The sequence below is a fragment of the Polaromonas sp. P3_B1 genome, assembly GCF_056402935.1.
The window spans coordinates 88,123-107,175 of sequence record NZ_JBFUGK010000016.1 but is presented as its reverse complement, the minus strand read 5'-3'; the positions used below and the strand labels follow the sequence as shown (position 1 = coordinate 107,175).

The 19,053-nt window shown below is 65.3% G+C and carries 20 protein-coding genes; 14 read left to right on the top strand and 6 right to left on the bottom strand.

Annotated elements, in window-relative coordinates:
- On the bottom strand, positions 1-362 hold a 362-nt coding region (locus AC1DXS_RS11545; protein WP_477737642.1), incomplete at its 3' end, for a purine nucleoside phosphorylase YfiH/LACC1 family protein.
- A gap of 7 nt (positions 363-369) precedes the next feature.
- The gene (maiA, locus tag AC1DXS_RS11540; RefSeq protein ID WP_477737641.1) at positions 370-1,008 is read right to left on the bottom strand and encodes a maleylacetoacetate isomerase; all 639 of its coding nucleotides are present in this window, start codon (positions 1,006-1,008) and stop codon (positions 370-372) included.
- Between the two features lie 234 nt (positions 1,009-1,242).
- On the opposite strand from maiA, the gene AC1DXS_RS11535 reads away from it, so the two are divergent.
- Positions 1,243-2,277 carry an NADP-dependent oxidoreductase gene (locus tag AC1DXS_RS11535; protein WP_477737640.1) on the top strand — a complete coding sequence of 345 codons (1,035 nt, stop codon included), beginning with the start codon at positions 1,243-1,245 and terminating at the stop codon, positions 2,275-2,277.
- Between the two features lie 16 nt (positions 2,278-2,293).
- Here the strand turns inward: AC1DXS_RS11535 and AC1DXS_RS11530 are convergent, their stop codons facing one another.
- On the bottom strand, positions 2,294-2,782 hold the full coding sequence (locus AC1DXS_RS11530; protein WP_477737639.1) for an Lcl C-terminal domain-containing protein: 489 nt from the start codon (positions 2,780-2,782) through the stop codon (positions 2,294-2,296).
- Between the two features lie 150 nt (positions 2,783-2,932).
- A complete protein-coding gene (locus AC1DXS_RS11525; protein ID WP_477737638.1) occupies positions 2,933-3,877 on the bottom strand; it encodes a LysR substrate-binding domain-containing protein in 945 nt (314 codons plus the stop codon).
- Positions 3,878-4,001: 124 nt separating this feature from the next.
- Between AC1DXS_RS11525 and AC1DXS_RS11520 the strand changes: the two genes are divergently transcribed.
- Positions 4,002-5,204 carry an MFS transporter gene (locus AC1DXS_RS11520; protein ID WP_477737637.1) on the top strand — a complete coding sequence of 401 codons (1,203 nt, stop codon included), beginning with the start codon at positions 4,002-4,004 and terminating at the stop codon, positions 5,202-5,204.
- Between the two features lie 35 nt (positions 5,205-5,239).
- Positions 5,240-6,481, top strand: a complete 1,242-nt coding sequence (locus AC1DXS_RS11515) for an SGNH/GDSL hydrolase family protein (protein WP_477737636.1) — start codon at positions 5,240-5,242, stop codon at positions 6,479-6,481.
- On the opposite strand, the gene AC1DXS_RS11510 is transcribed toward AC1DXS_RS11515, so the two are convergent.
- A complete protein-coding gene (locus tag AC1DXS_RS11510; RefSeq protein WP_477737635.1) occupies positions 6,478-7,200 on the bottom strand; it encodes a GntR family transcriptional regulator in 723 nt (240 codons plus the stop codon). The genes AC1DXS_RS11515 and AC1DXS_RS11510 overlap by 4 nt on opposite strands.
- A 72-nt stretch (positions 7,201-7,272) precedes the next feature.
- On the opposite strand from AC1DXS_RS11510, the gene AC1DXS_RS11505 reads away from it, so the two are divergent.
- Genes AC1DXS_RS11505 through AC1DXS_RS11490 form a run of 4 tightly spaced genes read left to right on the top strand, consistent with a single transcriptional unit; the run spans position 7,273 to position 10,852 of the window.
- On the top strand, positions 7,273-8,688 hold the full coding sequence (locus tag AC1DXS_RS11505) for a Rieske 2Fe-2S domain-containing protein (protein ID WP_477737634.1): 1,416 nt from the start codon (positions 7,273-7,275) through the stop codon (positions 8,686-8,688).
- Positions 8,685-10,169, top strand: coding sequence for a glutamine synthetase family protein (locus AC1DXS_RS11500; RefSeq protein WP_477737633.1), 1,485 nt, complete (start codon positions 8,685-8,687; stop codon positions 10,167-10,169). Before AC1DXS_RS11505 ends, AC1DXS_RS11500 begins: the two co-directional genes overlap by 4 nt.
- 33 nt (positions 10,170-10,202) lie before the next feature.
- A complete protein-coding gene (locus AC1DXS_RS11495; RefSeq protein WP_477737632.1) occupies positions 10,203-10,526 on the top strand; it encodes a 2Fe-2S iron-sulfur cluster-binding protein in 324 nt (107 codons plus the stop codon).
- Positions 10,527-10,549: 23 nt separating this feature from the next.
- On the top strand, positions 10,550-10,852 hold the full coding sequence (locus AC1DXS_RS11490) for an antibiotic biosynthesis monooxygenase family protein (RefSeq protein ID WP_477737631.1): 303 nt from the start codon (positions 10,550-10,552) through the stop codon (positions 10,850-10,852).
- A 111-nt stretch (positions 10,853-10,963) separates the two neighbouring features.
- Here AC1DXS_RS11490 and AC1DXS_RS11485 read toward each other — a convergent pair whose 3' ends face one another.
- Positions 10,964-11,407: a MarR family winged helix-turn-helix transcriptional regulator gene (locus AC1DXS_RS11485; RefSeq protein WP_413328456.1), complete on the bottom strand. Its 444-nt coding sequence runs from the start codon at positions 11,405-11,407 to the stop codon at positions 10,964-10,966.
- A 133-nt stretch (positions 11,408-11,540) separates the two neighbouring features.
- Here AC1DXS_RS11485 and AC1DXS_RS11480 point away from each other — a divergent pair, with 133 nt between their 5' ends.
- From AC1DXS_RS11480 to AC1DXS_RS11450, 7 genes are all read left to right on the top strand, one after another.
- Entirely contained in the window at positions 11,541-12,740 is a 1,200-nt protein-coding gene (locus tag AC1DXS_RS11480) for a 3-hydroxybenzoate 6-monooxygenase (protein ID WP_477737630.1), read from the top strand.
- Positions 12,741-12,768: 28 nt separating this feature from the next.
- Positions 12,769-13,749 carry a Bug family tripartite tricarboxylate transporter substrate binding protein gene (locus AC1DXS_RS11475; protein WP_477737629.1) on the top strand — a complete coding sequence of 327 codons (981 nt, stop codon included), beginning with the start codon at positions 12,769-12,771 and terminating at the stop codon, positions 13,747-13,749.
- A gap of 16 nt (positions 13,750-13,765) precedes the next feature.
- Positions 13,766-15,142, top strand: coding sequence for an FAD-dependent oxidoreductase (locus AC1DXS_RS11470; protein ID WP_477737628.1), 1,377 nt, complete (start codon positions 13,766-13,768; stop codon positions 15,140-15,142).
- A gap of 20 nt (positions 15,143-15,162) precedes the next feature.
- Positions 15,163-16,257 (top strand): gentisate 1,2-dioxygenase, encoded by a 1,095-nt coding sequence (gene gtdA, locus AC1DXS_RS11465; protein WP_477737627.1) that lies wholly within the window; start codon positions 15,163-15,165, stop codon positions 16,255-16,257.
- Positions 16,254-16,949 carry a fumarylacetoacetate hydrolase family protein gene (locus tag AC1DXS_RS11460; RefSeq protein ID WP_477737626.1) on the top strand — a complete coding sequence of 232 codons (696 nt, stop codon included), beginning with the start codon at positions 16,254-16,256 and terminating at the stop codon, positions 16,947-16,949. Before gtdA ends, AC1DXS_RS11460 begins: the two co-directional genes overlap by 4 nt.
- Positions 16,950-17,194: 245 nt before the next feature.
- On the top strand, positions 17,195-17,677 hold the full coding sequence (locus AC1DXS_RS11455; RefSeq protein ID WP_477737625.1) for a TRAP transporter small permease: 483 nt from the start codon (positions 17,195-17,197) through the stop codon (positions 17,675-17,677).
- A complete protein-coding gene (locus tag AC1DXS_RS11450) occupies positions 17,674-18,993 on the top strand; it encodes a TRAP transporter large permease (RefSeq protein ID WP_477737624.1) in 1,320 nt (439 codons plus the stop codon). Before AC1DXS_RS11455 ends, AC1DXS_RS11450 begins: the two co-directional genes overlap by 4 nt.
- The last annotated feature ends 60 nt before the right edge of the window (positions 18,994-19,053 follow it).

Here is a 19,053-nt window from a genome sequence, read left to right as displayed (position 1 = left end):
GCAGCCACCACGGCACCGTCATCCGTCGCCAACAGCACTGGCAGGCAGTCGGCCACCATGATGGTGCAGGCTACACCTGCCTCTTTTGTCATGCAGGCATCAGCCTGCAGGCCGTCTTCCGTGCCGGCGTCCAGCGCAATCACCTCGCTGCCGTGCACCTGCTGCAGGAAAACCGCGCGGCCGCCCAGGGCCTGGCGCAACAAGGCGCGGTTGGCCGCGACCTTGGCCGGCAGGTCGCCGACGTGATCGCCAAGGTTCATGCTGTCGTAAGGCACGGCAGACAATCCGCCGGCCCGGGTAGTGAACACCGCACGCACACCGGCGGGCGCCGGCCAGTCGGGAATCAGCCAATCCGCATGCACGGCGATTTCAGGCCTCGTTGTCAGGGCAAGACGAAGGCTGTGCCTTCTGGAAGGCCGGCAGCGCCATGCAGGCGTCGAATGCGGCCATGGTGCGCGGCAGGCCGTCAAAGCTCACGTTAAAGCGCTTGGCATTGAAGATCTGCGGCACCAGGCAGCAGTCGGCCAGCGTGGGGGTATCGCCGTAGCAGTAGGTCGACGGAGGCAATTGCGCCAGCTGGCGCTCGAAGGCCTCCAGCCCTTCGCGGCACCAGTGCACATACCAGGCGGCTTTGGCGGCCTCGTCGAGCTTGAGCTCTTTCACCAGGTATTTGAGGACGCGCAGGTTGTTGACGGGGTGGATTTCACAGGCAATCGACTGGGCCAGCGCACGCACCTTGGCGCGGCCCAGCGCGTCGGCCGGCAGCAGGGCCGGTGTGGGGTGTGTTTCGTCCAGGTATTCGATGATGGCCATGGACTGCGAGAGTTTTTCGCCGTCCACTTCAAGCAGCGGCACCAGGGTGTCGGCCGCCAAGGCGGCATAGGGCGACTGCTTGTGTTCGCCCTTGGCGATGTGCACGGGAATGTACTCGTAGCTCAGCCCCTTGAGCTCCATCGCAATACGTACACGAAACGAGGACGAAGAGCGGAAATAGTTGTGGAGTTTCATCTCTAAAGCATAAACGATGGCCCCCACGCTCGTCACTTCGTGTACTTCGCTGCCCCCCCGAGGGGGCCGCTGCGCCTGCGGCCCGGCAAAGCCGGTTCCGCGGCCCCGGCTGGGTTAAATACATCCCCGCCGTCGCGCCCACCATGTGGCAGGGCAATCGCGTGGGCGACTGACGCGCGGGCAGTCCGCCACTACCATGGCCGTTTTGCCCACTCGCCACTCCCGGAGACACCCATGAGCGCCATCACCAGCCTGAGCAACCACCAGATTCGCCTGGCCAGCCGCCCCGTCGGCCTGCCCACACGCGACAACTGGAGCTTCACCACCGAGCCCGTCGCCGAACCCGGCCCGGGCGGCGTGCTCGTCAAGACCCTGTACCTGTCGCTGGACCCGGCCATGCGTGGCTGGATGAACGACGCCAAAAGCTACATCCCGCCGGTGGAAATCGGCGCCGTGATGCGCGCCGGCGGCGTGGGCAAGGTGATCGCATCGCAGAACCCGGCCTTCGCCGTGGGCGACTACGTAAACGCCGCGCTCGACGTGCAGGAGTACTGCCTGATCCCGGCCGACCAGATCAAGCGCAGCGGCATGTTCAAGATAGACCCGCGCCTGGGCCTGACGTCCTGGCTCAACGTGCTGGGCCTGCCCGGCATGACCGGCTACTTCGGCCTGCTGGAAGTTGGCCTGCCCAAGGCGGGCGAAACCGTGGTGGTGTCGGGCGCGGCCGGCGCCGTGGGCCAGACCGTAGGCCAGATCGCCAAGCTCAAGGGCTGCCGCGTGATCGGCATCGCCGGCGGCAAGGCCAAGTGCGACTGGGTGGTCAATGAGCTGGGCTTTGACGCCTGCATCGACTACAAGAACGGCGACGTGCGTGCCGGGCTCAAGGAACACTGCCCCAAAGGGATAGACATCTATTTCGACAACGTGGGCGGGGAGATCCTGGACATGGTGCTGGCACGCCTGGCGCGCGGGGCCCGCATCATCATCTGCGGCGCCATCAGCCAGTACAACAACACCACGCCCGTGAAGGGCCCGGCCAACTACCTGTCGCTGCTGGTGAACCGCGCGCGCATGGAAGGCATCGTGGTGTTCGACTACGCCGACCGCTACCACGTCGGCGTGGCCGAGATGGCGGGCTACCTCAAGGCCGGCACCATGAAAAGCAAGGAAGACGTGGTCGTCGGCCTGGACACCTTCCCGGAGACGCTGCTCAAGCTCTTTAACGGCGAGAACTTCGGCAAGCTGGTGCTGCAGGTGGCGAAGGACTGAGGGCTTTTCTTCGTTCTTATTTGCCGCCGCGCACCAGGCGCACCGCGGCGGACGTGGCGCGAGGGGCTTCACCGGCGCTGCCGTCGCTGAAACCCACAAAGGTGAAATAGCCCGGGCCGGTGCTGCTGGAAGTCCAGAAGCGGGCCACCGGTGTGGCGGGAAAGGCATTGGGCTCTATCGCCGCCTTGTTTTCTTCCGCCTCGCGCGCGGACACAATGCTGGAGAGTTCCTTGAGGATGGGCATGCGCCATTCAGCCTCGGGCGTCGAAGCCGCCTTGGCGCGCGCGGTCGCATCGGGGTGGTTCAGGAAAGCCGCCTGGCCGGTGCAGGTTTTTCCCTTGAAGACCATGCCTTCGGCGCAGCGCTTCCAGATCAGGCCGGTGCGGCTGTCGGTGACTTCCTGGCCGTCGGCGGAGGGCGTAAAACGATCCTGCGCCAGGCTGGCGCCGGCCGATGACAGCAATACAAGGGCCAATCCCAGGGTACGAAATACAAAGCGATGCATAGCAATTCTCCATAGCCGGAAGCGGCCCCATATGGGAATGCTAGGCAGGTCTGGGGCTTGCAACCATAGGGAAGCTATCTAGTGACTTGTACCTAGCAGGGTATTACCCAGCCGCAAGCACCGCCTGCGGGGGTTCAGGCACCAGGACAGTCAGGGCAGGTAATCCGGCCCGACGCCGCCTGCATCGAGCACCTCCTGCGTGACCTGCTCCACCAGGAAATCCAGCAGCACACGCACACGCGCCGGCAGGCGGCCGCCCCGGCCGACAAACACCGCATGGATGGGTTCGCGCTCGCCCGGGTTGAGCTCCTCGGCCACCGCGACCAGGCGGCCGGCGTTCAGGTCGCGGCGGATGTGGAACATGGACATGCGGGCCAAGCCCGCGCCCGCCAGCACCAGGTGGCGCAGCGCCTCGCCGTCGCTGGCGCGCGCATAGCCGGTGATCGGCAACTGCTGGATCTGGCCGTCCACCCGCACCGGCCAGTAATGCATATTGCGCTTGAAGGTATGGGCCAGGCGCTGGTGCGCCTCCAGGTCTTGCAGCGTACGCGGCGTGCCGTGGCGCGCCAGGTAGGCCGGGCTGCCGACGATAAGCTGCGCCGTGTCGCCCAGGTGCCGCGCCACAAGTTGCGACGAGGCGAGCGCGCCCCAGCGTATCGCCACGTCGGTGCGTTCGTCCAGCAGGTCGACCACGCGGTCGGTCAGGGTGATGTCCAGCGAGATATCGGGATAGCGCTCGTGGAAGGCCGGCACCAGCGGCAGCAGCAGGCGGTGCGCGGTCGGCATGCTGGCATTGATGCTGACGCGCCCGCGCGGCATGGCGCCGGCGGCCGCGCCGCGCTCGGCCTCGTCCATGTCGGCCAGCACGCGTGTGCTTTGTTCGTAAAACGTCGTGCCCTCGGGCGTGAGCTGCAGCTTGCGGGTGGAGCGGTTGACCAGGCGCGTGCCCAGCCGCGCCTCCAGCCGGGTCACCAGCTTGCTGACGGCCGAAGGCGTCATGCACAGCTGGCGCGCGGCCGCCGAAAACCCGCCTTTGTCCACCACCTGAACAAAAGCTTCCATTTCGCCGGAGCGGTTGACGTCTATGCGGGGCATGGTGGGGTTATTGTGGCCGAATTATTGTGAATTGAATTCACAAATGATTGTCTCCAGGCCATTCTAGTCAAGATGCCGCTACATCTCCACACTAGCTGCATCCTCACTTTTTCTGGCAACTTCCATGGCTGCGCAAAAATCCCCCTCTTCACTTCCTTTAGGCCTGCTGGCCCTGACCGCCGGCTCCTTCGGCATAGGCACGACCGAGTTCGTCATCATGGGCCTGCTGCTGCAGGTCTCCGCCGACCTCGGCGTCAGCATCGCTTCGGCCGGGCTGCTGATTTCAGGCTATGCGCTGGGCGTGGCGGTGGGCGCGCCGGTGCTGACGCTGGCCACGCGCAAGCTGCCGCGCAAAACCGTGCTGCTGGCGCTGATGGCCATCTTCACACTGGGCAACCTGGCCTGCGCGCTGGCGCCGGACTACGCCAGCCTGATGGCGGCGCGCGTGATCACCTCGCTGGCGCACGGCACTTTCTTCGGCGTGGGCTCCATCGTCGCCACCGGCCTGGTTGCGCCCGAACGCAAGGCCTCGGCGATTGCCATCATGTTCAGCGGCCTGTCGCTCGCCACCCTGCTCGGCGTGCCGGCGGGCGCCTGGCTGGGCCTGCACTACGGCTGGCGCGCCACCTTCTGGGGGGTCGCGCTGATAGGCCTGCTGGCCTTCCTGGTGCTGGCGGTCTTTGTGCCGCGCAGCGCCGCGGAAAACGGCAAGGGCTCGATCCGTCAGGAACTGGCCGGGCTGGCCCGCCCGCAAGTCATGCTGGGCCTGTTGATGACGGTCTTCGGTTTTGCCGGCGTGTTCGCGATCTTCACCTACATCCAGCCCATACTGACCCGGCTCACCGGCTTCAGCGAAGCCGCGGTGTCGCCCATCCTGCTGGTGTTCGGCGGCGGCATTTTTATCGGCAACCTGCTCGGTGGGCGCCTGGCCGACCGCGGCCTGCGCATGTCTCTGCTTGTCACCCTGGGCGCGACGGCGTTGGTGCTGGGCACCATGGGTTTTGTGCTGCATTCACCGGTAGCCACGGTGCTCTTCGTCGGACTGCTGGGCGTAGCCTCTTTCGCCACCGTCGCGCCGCTGCAAATGCGCGTGCTGCAGCAGGCCCAGGGCGCCGGCCAGAACCTGGCGGCCAGCCTCAACATAGGCGCGTTCAATGTGGGCAATGCGCTGGGCGCCTGGCTGGGCGGCCTGGTGGTGAGCAGTTCCTTTGGCCTGGGAGGATTGAGCTGGCTGGCCGCGCTGATCACCGTGGCGGGCATTGCCGTCACGCTGTACAGCCTGTCGCGCGACAAGGCTGAATTGCAAGCCGTTCCCGCCACCTGCTGAACGACATCGCCATGAATACCTTGATGAAACTCCGCGTGCTTAAGTCCGCCCTCTCTATCGCGCTGCTATGCGCCGCTTTTCTTCCGCAGGCGCAAGCGGCCGATAGCAACTGGGTTCCAGGCTGGACGGCCAGCCCCCAGCCGGTCTGGGCCGATGGCTTTGTCCTGCCGCTGGGCCTTCCGGCCAGCCTGCGCGACCAGACCGTGCGCCATATCGTGCGCGCCGGCGTGGGCGGCTCGCGCGTGCGCATTGTGCTGTCCAACGAATACGGCACGCAGCCCATGCGGATTGGCGCGGCCCATATCGCGGCAGCGGGCGACGCCGCGGGCAGCATCCGCGGCCCCGGCCTGGCCCTGACGTTTGGCGGCCAATCCACGGCCACCGTGCCGGTGGGCGCGCCCATCGTGAGCGACCCGGTCGCGATGGAGGTCGCACCGCTGCAGCGCCTGGCTGTCAGCCTGTACTTTCCGCAAACAACAGCCCTCACGACCATCCACTGGGACGGCCTGCAGCCCGCGCAGATCGCGGCCGGCAATGTCGTTGGTGCTGCAAACATCAAACCCGACAGCGTGGTGAACAGTCGCCTCTTCCTCAGCGCCGTGCTGGTGGAAGCCGCGCCCGGTACACGCAGCGTGGTGGCCTTTGGCGATTCCATCACTGACGGCGCGGCTTCCACGCCGGGCACTGACAGCCGCTGGCCCGACTTCCTCGGGCGGCGACTGACCGGGCAAAAGGTGGCCGTCATCAACGCCGGTATCTCAGGCGGGCGGGTGCTCAAAAACCACATGGGCCCGAATGCGCTGGCGCGTTTTGAGCGCGACGTACTGGGCCAGCCCGGCGTGGCCGGTGTGGTGCTGCTCATGGGCATCAACGACATCAGCTGGCCGGGCAGTACGTTTGAACCCACGGAGCCGGCCACGCAGGCCGATGCGCTGATTGCAGGCTACCGCCAGTTGATCACCCGCGCCCGCAGCCGCGGCGTGCGCATCGCCGGCGCCACGCTGACACCCTTTGAAGGTGCGCTGACCATGCCGGGCTCGCCGATTGCGAACTATTACAGCCCCGCGAAAGACGCGCTGCGCCAACGCATCAATGCGTGGATTCGTACCAGCGGTGAATTCGACGCGGTGCTGGATTTTGACGCGGTGGTGCGCGACCCGCAAAACCCGCTGCGCATACGGCCGGCCTATGACTCTGGCGACCACCTGCACCTGGGCGATGTCGGCAACAAGGCCGTCGCCGATTCGGTGGACCTCAAGCTGCTGCTGGGGGATTAACCGCCGACCACGAGGCGCAGGCCCGGCATCACACTTTCGGTTTCGGCGCGCCGCTCCAGCGCCATGCGCATATTCATTTGCGCCACCTCGGTGTGCTCCACGGCCAGGGCCTGGGCGCGCGCGCCCTCGCCGGCCTTGAGCGCCGCGAACAGCATGTGATGCTGGCGGTGCGCGTAATGCATCCAGTCGCGGTCCTGCTCCAGCGTGGACTGCATGGGCAGCATGGCCGAGGCTGAGGCAAACGGCAGTTTGTCGTTGAGCTCAATGGCGCGCTGCAAGGCGCGGTTGCCGCTGGCCTCCAGGATCAGCGCGTGGAAGCGGTCGTTCATGGCGGCATAGGCCGCGTAGTTCTCATAACCCAGCGGGTTGGCCGCCAGCGCACGGTCGCCTTCGTCCAGGCAGGACTGCAGATCAAGCTGCAGCTGGCGCGACACGCCGTGCTCGGCCACCAGGCGCGCCGCCATGCCCTCAAGGTGGCCGCGCACCGCAATCGCGTCGGACACTTCGCGCGGCGTGAACTGGCGCACCAGGTATTTGCCGGTGTCGTTGGCCTCGACCAAACCCTCCTGCTCCAGCGTGACCAGCGCGGCCCGCACCGGTGTGCGCGAGGCGCCCAGGCGCTCGGCCAGCTGCTGCTCGGCCAGCCGCTGGCCGGGCTCGAACTCGCCGCGCAAGATCAGGTCGCGCAGCTGCATCAACACGGTTTCTTGCAAGTTCATGGCCGTGAATGTACACTGAATTTTAAATTTGGGATACCGTTTTAGGTTTACCCTGCATGACAAGGCTCCGCCATGAACGCTGAACAGAACCAACTGCTGACCCGCATCACCGCGGGCACGCCTTGCGGCAAGCTGCTGCGCCAGTACTGGCAGCCCGCAGCGCTGGTCGACGAGTTCAACCCGGCGCTGGACCCGCGCATGGCGATCCGCCCGGTCAAGGCGCTCAAGCTCTTCGGCCAGGACCTGGTGCTGTTCAAGGATGCCTCCGGCGCCTGGGGCCTGCTGGACCGCGATTGCGCCCATCGCGGCGCCGACCTGTCCTTCGGCCGGCGCGAAAGCCTGGACCAGGGCGGCGGCCTGCGTTGCCCCTTTCACGGCTGGAAGTTCGCCACCGACGGCCGCTGCCTGGAAACGCCGGCGGAGCCCACGGGCAGCAAGCTGTGCGAGCGCATACGCCAGCGCAGCTATCCCATCATTGAAAAAGCCGGCGTGCTGTTTGCCTGGCTGGGCGACGAGGGCAGCACGCCGCCGCCCTTCCCGGCCTTTGACTGCTTTACCGCGCCGGCCACACACAGCTTTGCCTTCAAGGGCCTGTGGAACGCCAACTGGCTGCAGGCCTTTGAGGTGGGCATAGACCCGGCGCACCCGTCTTTCCTGCATCGCTTTTTGCAGGACGACCCGCTGGAGCAAATCGGCGAAAACCCGGCCGGCAAACAGTTTCGCAGCGCCAGCGCCGGCAGCAAGGACGGCGAGCAGTGGCCGATGACGCGCATCATGCGCGAGTTTGCCCAACCCGAGATCAGCTTCGAGAACAAGCCCTGGGGCATGCAGTTGACCGCACTGCGCGCCATGACCGACAAGCTCACGCACGTGCGCGTGACCAACGCCATCTTCCCGGCCACCTTTGTGATCCCGCTGTCCGAGACCATGACCATCACCCAGATGCATGTGCCGGTGGACGACACCCACACCTACTGGTACACCTTCTTCACGAGTTTTGCCGGCCCGCTGGACCGCGAAAGCATGCGCACCCAGCGCCAGCAGTTCATCGCCCTGCCCGACTACATCCCCAAGGCCGGCCGCCACAACGACTGGGGCTTTAACGCCGAAGAGCAGATGAGCACCACCTACCTGGGCATGGGCGAGGAAGACATCAATGTGCACGACCAGTGGGCGGTGGAAAGCATGGGCGCCATCCAGGACCGCACGCGCGAGCACCTGGCCACGTCCGACAAGGTCATCATGGCCAACCGGCGCGTGCTGCTCAAGGCGATCGAGACCGTGCAGAACGGCGGCATGGCGCCCGGCATCGCCGACCCCGCGCAGGCCGCGATGATCACCGGCCCGGACACGGTGGACGGCATCGCGCCGGCCGGTGAATGGGCCCAGTGGTGGCAGCAAAACGCCCGCGCCAAGCGCGAGGGCGCGCCCTGGCTGGACGCAAAAGCGCCCTCGACCGCTTCGGCCGACACTGCCACACAGCCATGAGCAGCTTCGCGGCGCAATGCGGCGTGCACGACGCCGCCAGGCAAGCCGCCCAGGCCGAGGCGCTGCGGCGCATCGAAGCCGGCGGCCTGGAGCTGGTGCGCTTTGCCTGGTGCGACCTGCACGGCATGCTGCGCGGCAAGACGCTGGTGGCGGCCGCCGCGGCGCAAGCCATGGCCGACGGCGTGGGCATGGTCAGCACGCTGCTGCTCAAGGACACGGCCGACCGCACCGCCTACAAGGTGTTCGAGGCCGGCGGTGCCGCGGGCCTGCCGGGCTTTGAGTTCGGTGGCAATGTGATGCTGCTGGCCGACCCGGCCAGCTTCAAGCAACTGCCCTGGACCGAAAAAACCGGCTGGCTGCAGTGCCAGCCCTGGTTTCCCGACGGCCGCCGGGTCGAACTCGATACCCGGCGCGTGCTGCAAAGCGCGCTGGCCAAACTGGCCGATGCCGGCTACGGCATGAAGTGCGGGCTGGAGATCGAATTTCATATCTACCGTATCAACGAGGATGGACTGCATTCCCAGCTGGATCCCGAACTGGCCGCCTGGCCCGGCCTGCCGCCCGAGGTGAGCATGATCCACCCGGGCTACCAGCTGCTGTCCGAACAGTGGGCGGACATGGCCGAAGAGCCGCTGCGCATCGTGCAGCGCACCGCGCAGGCGCTGGGCCTGCCGCTGCTGTCGCTGGAAATCGAACTCGGCCCCAGCCAGGTCGAGGCGGTGTTCGAGGCCACCGACGCGCTGGCGGCCGCCGACAACATGGTGCTGTTTCGCAGCGCGGTGAAACAGGCGCTGCGGCGCGCCGGCTACCACGCGACGTTTATGTGCCGGCCGCCCTTCCCCAGCATCATGTCCAGCGGCTGGCACCTGCACCAGTCGCTGGTGGACCTGAAAACCGGCGCCAACCTGTTCAAGCGCGCCAGCCCGGCCGCAGGCAGCACGCCGGCGGACGCGCAGTACACGCTCTCGGAAACCGGTGAGCACTACCTGGCTGGGCTGCTGGCGCATGCGCGCGGCATGACGGCTTTCTGCACCCCCACCATCAACGGCTTCGGGCGTTTCCGGCCCAACGCGCTGGCGCCGCAATCGATTTTGTGGGGCCGCGACAACCGCGGCGCCATGCTGCGGGTGGTCGGCCAGTGCAATGACAACAGCACGCGCATCGAAAACCGCCTGGGCGAACCCGCCGCCAACCCTTACCTCTACCTGGCCTCGCAAATCCACGCCGGGCTGGACGGCATCGCGCGCCGCCTCAAGGCCCCGCCGGCAACGGACTCGCCCTATGGCGCCGGCGCCGAGAAAATCCCCACCAGCCTGGGCGGGGCGCTCGAGGCGCTCCAGGCCGACACCGTACTCATGGCCGCCTTCGGCGATACTTTCGTCGGCCACCTCATCCACATCAAGCAGGCCGAAATCGCCCGCCATGCCGACGCCGAGGACAAGGACGACTGGCAACGGCGTGAATACTTCAGCCGCATCTGACAGCCGCAACCGCAACAGGCCACCGCACACTTCATGATCACCCTTCATTTCATCGCGGCCGATGGCCGTGCCACCTCGGCGCAGGGCAAGCCTGGCAAAAGCCTGATGGAGGCCGCCGTGGCGGCCGGCATAGACGGCATCGCGGCCGACTGCGGCGGGCTGCTGACCTGCGCCACTTGCCATGTGCATGTCCAGGAGCCCTTCGCGTCCAGCCTGCCGCCGCCCGACGGCGAGGAACTGGGCATGCTGGAATTCACCGCCGCGCCGCGCAGCGCCGCCAGCCGCCTGAGCTGCCAGATCAAGCTGACCCCGGCGCTGGACGGATTGACGGTAGAGTTACCGGTCACCCAATATTGATCCACCGATTCACAGGAGCTTTGATGATTCTCGAACTCGCCGACATCCGCATCCACCCCGGCCAGCAGGCCGCTTTTGACGAAGCCATACAGCGCGGCCTGCGGGAAGTGATTTCCAAAGCCAAGGGATTCCAGGGTTTCAAGGTCAACAAAGGCATTGAAAGCCCGGAGCGCTACATCCTGCAGATCTTCTGGGATACGCTGGAAAACCACGCCGTCGACTTCCGCCAGTCGCCGGCTTTTGCCGACTGGCGCGCCATCGTCGGGCCGTTTTTTGCCGGCCCGCCCACGGTGGAGCATTTCGACCTGCTCGCCAAGTCAGCCTGAAGCCTGGTTGAACCCAATAAAAAACGGGGCTGAAAAGCCCCGTTGTTTGTTGTTTGTTGTTTGTTGTTTGTTGTTTGTTGTTTGTTGTTTGTTGTTTGTTGACGTGCCGGCCTAGCGGCCATCGTTCTCGTGGCCGGTGACCAGCTTGGCCAGCAACTGGTTGAACTGGACCCGCTCGTTCTCGTCCAGCGGGGCCAGGATGCGCTGCTGGGTCTTGCCGACGGCGCGCTTCATCTGCAGCGCGATTTTTTCGCCTTCGGGCGTGGTCCATAGCAGTTTGCGGCGCTTGTCGGAGGGGTCGGCCTCGCGCTTGACCCAACCCTTGGCCTCCAGCCGGCCTATGACCGAGCCGAAGGTGGCCGGGTCGAAGGCCACCCGGCCCGACAGCGTGATCTGGTCTTCACCCGGGTCGTCCATCAAGGCATTGAGGATGGCAAACTGCACTGGTGTGGCATCAAAACCGGCGGTTTCCTCCATAAAGATCGCCACTGCGAGCTGTTGCGCGCGACGGATCAAATGCCCGGGCGCTTCGCTGAAATTAAAAGTTTTGGCCATGTGCGGAGTTTAACGGGCGGCTTTGCAATTCAGGGTATCTACCAAGACGCTTAGCACTCTATTAATAAGTATACTTATCATAAGACAAACGAGCCGGCTTTCCCTTCGACCAACTCCACCCATCCTCCCCGATATGGCACAAACACTCCCGCTCCCTTTCCTCATCTCGGGCGGCGGCATTGGCGGGCTGGCTGCGGCCATGGTACTGGCCCAGGACGGCCACCGCGTGATCCTGTTCGAGCAGGCGGCGAACTTCGGCGAAATCGGCGCCGGCATCCAGCTGGGCCCGAATATTTTCCGCATGTTCGACTACCTGGGCCTGACCGAAGCCATCAACCGGGTGGCCTTCTTCCCGACGGGCCTAGGCATGAACGACGTGCGCACCGGTGAAAAAGTCGTGCGCGTGCCGCTGGGCGACCTGGCCCGCGCGACCTACGGTTTTCCTTACGGCGTGATCTACCGCGCCGACCTGCACCAGGTCTTCCTGGACGCCTGCCGCTCCCTGCCCAACATCACCCTGCGCACCAGTGCCAAGGTGGAGTCGTTTGAGCAGTCCGAGGGTGGCGTGACGGTGCGGCTCGAAGGCGGCGAAACCGTGGAAGGCAGTGCGCTGATAGGCGCCGACGGCATGTGGAGCCGCATCCGCGAAGCCGTGGTCGGCGACGGAAAGCCCCGTGTATCCGGCCACATCGCCTACCGTGCGGTGCTCAAGCGCGAGGATGTCCCGGCCCATTTGTGGAGTGACGACGTGACCCTGTGGGGTGGCGAAAAAACCCACCTGGTGCACTACCCGCTGCGCCGCGGCGAGTTGTTCAACCTGGTCGCCGTGTTCCACAGCAACAAATACGACGAAGGCTGGAACACCTTCGGCGATACCGCCGAGCTGACCGAACGTTTCGCCGACGCCTGCCCGCAGGTCAAGGAGTTGCTGGCCAAGATCGAAACCTGGAAGATGTGGGTGCTCTGCGACCGCGAGCCCGTGAAGAACTGGACCGACAGGCGCGTGACCCTGCTGGGCGACGCGGCCCACCCCATGCTGCAATACCTGGCCCAGGGCGCCGGCCAGGCCATCGAGGACGCAGTGGTCCTGCGCGAGGCGCTGCGCCATACCCGCGGCGATGTGGAAAAGGCGTTCCAGAAGTACCAGCAAAAGCGCTACCTGCGCACCGGCCGCGTGCAGCTGACCGCGCGTTTTTATGGTGATATTTACCATGCGGCCGGCGTGCAGCGTGAACTTCGCAACCAGATGTTCCAGAGCGGCACCGAAAGCGCGGGCTTCGCGGGCCTGAAGTGGATGTACGACGGAATCGAGCCGTCAAAACTGTTCCAATGACACTTTTAAAGTTTCAGGGACTGTTGTGATGAAGCCTTTCGCCAGCGTGTATTCCACCGTGTTTTCCGCCGTGTTTCTGGCCGCCTGCGCGCAGCCCGCCGCGGCCACCGCCCCCACCGCCTGGCCGACGAAGCCGGTGCGCATCATCGTGGGCTTTCCCGGCGGCTCCACACCCGACATGGCGGCCCGCACCCTGGCCGAACCGCTGAGCCGCGCGCTGGGCCAGCCGGTGGTCATCGACAACAAACCCGGGGCATCGGGCAATATCGCGGCCGACCAGGTCGCCAAGGCCACGGACGACCACACGCTGGGCGTCGTCATCAACGGCAACCTGACCTCGGCCAAGCTGCTCTACCCCAAGCTGCCTTACGACCCGGCCAAAGATTTCACGCCCATCTCGCTGCTGGCCACCGCGCCGCTGGTGCTGGTGGCGCCTGCGAACGAGCCCGGCGGGGCCGACTTCTTCACGGCCGCGCGCCAGGGCGGCGCCCAGTGGAACTACGGCTCGGTCGGCAACGGCTCGGTCGCCCACCTGGGCATGGAGTTGCTCAAAAGCCGCGTGCCCGGCCTCATCCCCGTGCACGTACCCTTTGCCGGCAACCCGCAGGTGGTCACCGCCATGCTGGGCGGCCAGATCCAGATGGCGCTGATCCCGCCCGGCGTGGCCATGCCGCATGTGCGTGCGGGCAAGCTCAAGGCCATAGGCCTGGCCGGCGGGCGCTCCTCGCTGGTGCCCGAGGTGCCGCCGCTGGCCGATGCCGGCGTGACGAACGTCAACCTGGAGGTGTGGACGGCGCTGATTGGCCCGGCCAACCTCTCCAAGGCCGCGCAGGCGCGGCTGGCGCAGGAAGTGCCGCGCATCATCCGTGATGCCGACACCCGGCAAAAACTGTTTAACCAGGGCTGGCAGGCTGTGGGCACTTCGCCCGATGGCCTCAAAAGCCGCGTGAAGGACGAGGCCGCCATCCTGGGCGGCATCATCCAGTCGCGCGGCATCAAACTTGAATAAGCCACCGAAAACAGCCATGTCCTCCATCACTGAACCCGCGCGCAGCCTGCCCATCTACGGCGAATTTGACGTCGTTGTGATTGGTGGCGGCCCGGCCGGCCTGGCCGCCAGCGTCAGTGCCGCTCGGCATGGCGCACGCACCTTGCTGGTGGAGCGCTACGGTTTCCTGGGCGGCATGGGCACGGCTGGTGGCGTCACCAATTTCGCGGGTCTGTACGGCCGCAAGAACGGCGAAATGCGGCAGGTGGTGCGGGGCGTGGCCAACGACCTGTTGCAGCGCATTGACGCGCTGGGCGGCTTGAACGCGCCGCAGGACGGCATGCAGGGCCGCATACGCGTGCGATCCTACGACGTGTCGGCCTACAAATGTGCGGCCGACCAGTTGCTGGTGGCCGCCGGCGTGCACATCCTCTTTCATGCCTGGGCCGCGGCCGTGGTGATGGAGGGTGATCGCATCAACGCCCTGGTGGTGGAAACCAAATCCGGCCGACAGGCGATACGCGCTGCGCGCTTCATCGATTGTTCGGGCGACGCCGACGTGGCGAACTTCGCGGGTGTCCCATTTGAGCTCGGCGACGGCCACGGCAGCGCGCTGTTTCCCTCGACCATGTTCCGCGTCGGCCATGTCGATGCGCCACGCGCGCTGGCGGCAGTCGGCGAGTTCAAGGCCATCAACACCTTGATGGCCGAGAGCCAGGCGCGTGAGCCGGGCCGCTACAAGTTTCCGCGCGAAGGCGCCATCCTCAGGCCGCAGAAGAACCCAACCGAATGGCGCGCCAATGTCACGCAAATCCGCAACGCCCAGGGCACGGCCATGGACGCCACCGACGCGCGGCAACTCAGCGAGGGCGAACTCGAGGGCCGGCGCCAGATCACCGAATACTTCCGCTTCCTGCGCAATGAGGTGCCGGGTTTCGCGGAGTCCGCCATCGTGGACATCGCCCCCCAGGTCGGCATACGCGAGACGCGCCGCATCCAAGGCGTGTACGCGTTGAGTGGTGAAGACATCCTTTCGTCGGCCCGCTTTGACGACGCCATCGGCATCAATGCCTGGCCCATGGAGCTGCATGCCGACGGCCGCATCGACTGGCAGTTTCCGCGCAACGTCGATGCCGCTGAAGGCCGCGCCTACAACGAGCTGCCTTGGCGCATGCTGGTGCCCCAGGGCGTGGCCAACCTGCTGGTAGCCGGGCGCTGCGCCTCGATGACGCACGAGGGCCAGTCAGCCGCGCGTGCCAGCGGCGGCTGCTTTGTGATGGGCCAGGCGGCCGGCACGGCGGCGGCCATGCAGGGTGTTGGCCAGAGTTTTACAGAGACCGATGTGAAGCAGTTGCAGCAGTTGCTCACGCGGGACGGCGTGTATTTCGACAGCGACAACGACGGCGATCGTTAACAAAGAGACTGGATACCACCATGGACATGACGCCCCCTCCCGCCCACGACCAGAGCGCCGTGTCCAACGGTGCCGCGCGCAAGGCTTTTTACGAGGCGATTTCGGCGCACAGCATGACGCCGCTGTGGGAAGTGCTGCACGCGCTGGTGCCCCAGTCACCCAGCACGCCCTGCCAGCCAGCGTTGTGGAAATATGCCGATGTTCGCCCCTTCCTGATGCAATCGGGCGAGCTGATCACCGCCGAAGAGGCCGTGCGCCGCGTGCTGATCCTGGAAAACCCAGGCCTGCGCGGGCAGTCCTGCATCACGCAGTCGCTGTACGCGGGCCTGCAGGTCATCCTGCCGGGCGAAATCGCGCCCAGCCACCGCCACACGCAAAGCGCGCTGCGCTTTGTCGTGGAAGGCCACGGCGCCTTCACCGCCGTCGACGGCGAGCGCACGCTGATGAAACCCGGCGACTTCATCATCACCCCCAGCTGGACCTGGCACGACCACGGCCATGAAGGCCGCGTCGAAAGCGATGCACCCGTGGTGTGGCTGGACGGCCTGGACATTCCCATGCTGCGTTTCTTCGACGCCGGCTTTGCCGAGAACGGCGGCGCCAAGCAGCAAGAGGTCACCAAGCCCCTGGGCATCAGCAGCCACCGCTACGGCGCCAACATGCTGCCGGTGCGCTACGACGCACCTTTCGGCCAGACCTCGCCCATCTTCAGCTACCCCTACGAGCGCACGCGCGAGACCCTGCACCAGCTGGAAGCCCATGCCGACATTGACGCCTGGGACGGCGTGAAGTTGCGTTATGTGAACCCGGCCACGGGCGGCTCGCCCATGCCCACCATGGCGACCTTCATGCAACGCCTGCCGGCCGGCTTTGCGGGCAAGCCCTGGCGCCAGACCGATGGCGCCGTATTCAGCGTGGTCGAGGGCTCGGGTTCGGTCGACATCACGCAAGGCGGCAAGACGCAGACTTTTGAGTTCGGCCCGCGCGACCATTTTGTGATTCCGTCGTGGCACACTGCGCAATTGCGTTCAGCGCAGGGTTGTGTGCTGTTCAGTTTTTCAGACCGCCCGGTGCACCAAGCCCTGGGCATACACAGAGAAGAAAGGTTGTCATGAGCTTTGTCATCACCCCACCCGCCACAGTGTCCGTCCCCGTCGTCGGCACAAAAGAGCGCTTTCCCGTGCGCCGCATTTACTGCGTGGGCCGCAACTACGAAGAGCACGCCAAGGAAATGGGCTTTACCGGCCGCGAGCCGCCCTTCTTCTTTCTGAAGCCGGCCGACGCCATCGTCGCGGTAGAAGCAGGCAGCACCGGCACCATTCCCTACCCGAGCCTGACCAAAAACCTGCACCATGAGATCGAGCTGGTCGTGGCCATAGGCACGGGCGGCAAAAACATCAAGGCCGCCGACGCGCACAAACACATCTACGGCTACGCCGTGGGCCTGGACATGACGCGCCGCGACCTGCAGGGCGAAATGAAGAAACAGGGCCGCCCCTGGTGCATCGGCAAGGGCTACGACCACTCCGCCCCTATCGGCCCGATCACACCCGCGGCCCAGGCCGGCGACGTGAACAATGCCGAGCTCTATATCCAAGTGAACGGCACGGATCGCCAGCGCAGCAATGTGTCCAAGCTGATCTGGAACATCGCCGAAACCATCGAGCACCTGTCGACGGCCTGGGAGCTGCAGCCCGGCGACCTGATTTACACCGGCACGCCCGAAGGCGTGGCGGCGGTGGTCTCCGGCGACACCATGGTCGGCAGCGTGGCCGGCCTGGGCACGCTGACCATCAAGGTCGCCTAAGCAGACTTTTGCCCATGTCCGCGCCCACACCGCAGGCTGCGGCGACAAGCATGGACGGCCGCCTCGCGCGGCCGTTTTTCATGGCGGGCGGTTTGCGCGATGAACGCGCATCTGTTGTAATCACCGCGCAAATACCCCGGCCTCTTCGGGTAAGCCGCCTGCCCGGATGAAGCCGCAATTCTGATAATCGGCACACGCGGTCCGGGGGCACCCCGAAACCATGTTCTGCTTTTCGGAGACCTTTCTTGAAAATCCTTGAAAACCTGTCGAAGCTGAGCGCCATCCTGGCCGGGCTGTTGATGACGGCGATCACGCTGCTGACCTGTGTCAGCATCATCGGCCGCGAAACCCTGGGCAAAACCGTTCCGGGCGACTTTGAGCTGGTCGGCCTGGCCACCGGCGCGGCCGTGGGGCTGTTCATGCCCCTGTGCCAATTGCAACACGGCAACATCATCGTCGACTTTTTTACCGCACGTGTGCCGCATCGCATCAATACGCAACTGGACCGGCTGGGAGCGCTGCTCCTCGGCCTGTGCTTTGTGCTGCTGGCCTGGCGCGCCGGGCTCGGTGGTCTGAACTCGTGGCAGACCAATTCCAGCACCATGCTGCTGGGCGTTCCGGAGTGGTACGCCTACGTCACCATGGTACCGGGCTTTTTGCTGACTGCGGTGATAGCCCTGCATCAGGCGGTCTTTGGTTTCCGGGCCGAGCCGGAGATTCCGGCATGAGCGGCCTTTCCATCGCGGGTTTCGTCCTCGTTCTGATGTTCGTACTGATGGCATTGCGCACGCCGATCGCCATCAGCATGTTCCTGGCCGGCTCCGTGGGCTACGTCATGCAGACCGGCTGGGGCCCGTTTGCCAACTTCATGAACAGCATGGCGTTCGCGCGCTTTGCCAGTTATGACCTGTCGGTGATCCCGCTCTTTATCCTGATGGGCCAGTTCGCCACGCAAGGCGGCATCAGCAAGTCCCTGTTCGAGTTCACCGCGGCCATCACCGGCCGGCTCAAGGGCGGGCTGGCCATGGCCGCCGTGATGGCCAGCGCGGCTTTCGGCGCGATTTGCGGATCTTCCGTCGCCACCGCAGCCACCATCACGGGAGTGGCCTTGCCTGAAATGAAACGCCACGGCTATTCGGGACGCCTTGCCACCGGCACGCTGGCCACCGCAGGCACGCTTGGCATCCTGATCCCTCCGTCCGTGCCGCTCGTGATCTACGCGATCCTGACCGAGCAAAACATCGCCAAGCTGTTTCTCGCCGCCACCATCCCCGGCATCCTGGCGATGCTCGGCTATATGCTGGTGATCGCCGTCTACGTGCGTGTGGTGCCGGGCCATGCGCCGGAGGTATTGAAGAATCCGCCGAAAATGAACACGCGACTGATCCTTGGACTGGCACCGATTGCCGCCGTGTTCACGCTCGTGTTTGGCGGCATTTACGGCGGATTCTTCTCGCCAACCGAAGGCGCGGCCGTGGGTGCGGCCACAGCCTTCCTGGCGGCGCTGGCCAAGGGCGAGATGACCTGGGAGAAGTTCAAGCATTGCTTTTACGGCACCGCCACCAGTTCAGCCATGATTTTCCTGATCTTCATCGGCGCCGACATCATGAACTCGACACTGGCGCTGACGCAGATACAGCACCAGCTGGTCGGGCTGATCGCCAGCTGGAACCTGGCGCCGATCTGGGTCATGGTCGCCATCGTGGCGTTGCACCTCCTGCTGGGCATGGTGACTGAGGAGCTTTCCATCATTCTGCTGACCATCCCGATCTTTTTCCCGGTCGTGATGGGCCTGGATTTCGGCATGCCCAAGGAGTCGCTGGCCATCTGGTTCGGCATCCTGATCCTGATGGTGGTCTCCTTCGGCCTCCTGGTCCCGCCCATGGGGCTGAACGTTTACGTGGTCAACGGCATGGCCAGAGATGTACCGCTCAGCGAAAGCTTTCGCGGCGTGCTGCCCTTTCTCGTCAGCGACCTGATCCGCATCGTGTTGATGCTGGCCTTCCCGGGCATTGCCCTCTGGCTGGTGAAGTTCATGAATTGACCTCCGCACCGCATTCAAGGGAATTCACCGGTTCAGCCTTTGCGGGTTTCGTATAACGTC